Source organism: Kitasatospora sp. NPDC091257, assembly GCF_044757675.1.
Classification (GTDB): Bacteria; Actinomycetota; Actinomycetes; order Streptomycetales; family Streptomycetaceae; genus Kitasatospora; species Kitasatospora lactacystinica.
Map to the genome: position 1 here is coordinate 1 of NZ_JBIVVI010001749.1, position 1,310 is coordinate 1,310.

The 1,310-nt window shown below is 73.4% G+C and carries 1 protein-coding gene; it reads left to right on the plus strand.

Annotated elements, in window-relative coordinates:
- Window positions 1-237: 237 nt before the first annotated feature.
- A partial coding sequence (locus ACIQOV_RS41755; protein ID WP_401056411.1) for a serine hydrolase domain-containing protein occupies window positions 238-1,310 on the plus strand: 1,073 nt, incomplete at its 3' end.

A 1,310-nucleotide genomic window follows, 5' to 3' on the forward strand; every position in this document is an offset into this window, starting at 1 on the left:
GGGTTGCGTGATGCCGCCGGGGGTGGGTGGCACCGGGCCGCCAGCCGGACGGGGCACCCGGCTGAGCGCGCTCCCGTTCGGTCCAGCCGGGCCTCGACCCGCGCGCGCCCGCACGACGGCGGTGCTTACGGTGGCGACGCTCCCCCGCGCCCCCGTGGAGCAGCGCCCCGGCCTGCCGGGCAGCGCTCCGGGGCCCTTCGCCAAGGGGCCGTCCGCCCCAGAGAGGCGCCTGCGCCGATGACCGACACCCGACGGCCCCGACCGGCCGTTCCCCGCTCCGTGCGGGTCCACCGCTCTTCGCGCCCGGCCGTCCCCCGGTCCGTACGGGTGGCCTCCGCCGCCCTCGCGCTGAGCGGCCTGCTCGCCGTCTCCGCCTGCTCCGGGAGCACGGAGCCCGCGCGGCAGGCCGGTCCGGCCGTCACCGCCGAACCGGCCGCGCTGAGCCCGACCGCCACGCCGACGGGCAGCGCCACCGGCGCGGTGGTGCCGCTCACCCCGGACGTCACGAGCCGTCTGGACGACGCGATCAAGCAGGTGATGAGCGAGGTCTCCATCCCCGGGGTGATCGTCGGCTACACCACCCCCGACGGCAGCTACCAGCGCACCTTCGGCGTCGCCGACAAGGATTCCGGGACGCCGATGTCGCCCAACCTGTACATGCGGATCGGCAGCGTGTCCAAGACCTTCACCGCCACCGGCGTCCTGCGGCTGGTGGACCAGGGCAAGGTGGGCCTGGACGACCCGATCTCCAAGTACGTCCCGAACGTGCCCGGCGGTGACGGCATCACCCTGCGCGAGCTCGGCGAGATGCGCAGCGGCCTGTTCAACTACACCCTGGACTCCGACTTCCAGCAGGCGTTCTTCAGCGACCCGAACCGGCCCTTCACTCCGGACCAGTTGCTCGCGTACGCGTTCAAGCACCCGGCGAACTTCGCGCCGAACGCCCGGTTCGAGTACTCCAACACCAACCTGATCCTGCTCGGCCTGGTGGTCGAGAAGGTCGGCGGGCAGCCGCTCCAGGACTTCCTCAACCAGCAGGTGTTCACCCCGGCCGGGCTCACCAGGACCAGCCTGCCGACCGACGCGGCCTTCCCGGACCCGCACGCCCACGGCTACACCAACCAGACGGCCAGCGGCGCGGTCGAGGACGCCACCACCTGGAACCCGTCCTGGGGCTGGGCGGCCGGCGCCGTCATCTCCGGCCTCACCGACCTTCAGACCTGGTCGAAGGTGCTGGCCACCGGGGAGCCGCTGCTCAAGCCCGCCACCCAGGCGGAGCGGCTGAAGTTCGTGCCGGTCGGGCCGACCCC